The organism is Anoxybacillus sp. ST4 (assembly GCF_019448545.1).
In the GTDB taxonomy this organism is placed as follows: Bacteria; Bacillota; Bacilli; order Bacillales; family Anoxybacillaceae; genus Anoxybacillus; species Anoxybacillus pushchinoensis.
Genome location: NZ_JAHZOE010000094.1, coordinates 1 through 286, shown reverse-complemented (window position 1 = coordinate 286; position 286 = coordinate 1). Strand labels below are relative to the sequence as shown.

Below are 286 nucleotides of genomic sequence, written 5' to 3'. Positions count from 1 at the left end.
GTTCCATGTGGCGAGGGAGATTCGTCAATTGTTCCGAGGTCATGCGAGATATCGAGTGATTCGAAAGAAATTGGCATCATGGGATGAAGAAGGCGTGTTACGAGAACTCACAAGTGCCATCGGTACGCTAGAACATGAGGAGAAGGAAAAGCAACTTGAGGCGCTTGTTCGTCGAATCGAGGAGATGCCAGGATGTTTGCGTGACTATCGCGTATGGTTGAAGGAAAAAGGGATCGACACGACAAACATGAGGGCGATGGGGAGTGCGGAAGGAACGATGCATGTG

At 50.0% G+C, this 286-nt stretch carries 1 protein-coding gene; it reads left to right on the top strand.

What is annotated here, in order from left to right; translation table 11 throughout:
* Nucleotides 1–286: UPF0236 family transposase-like protein (locus tag K1I44_RS15145; RefSeq protein WP_219986641.1), on the top strand; the 286-nt coding region annotated here is incomplete at both ends.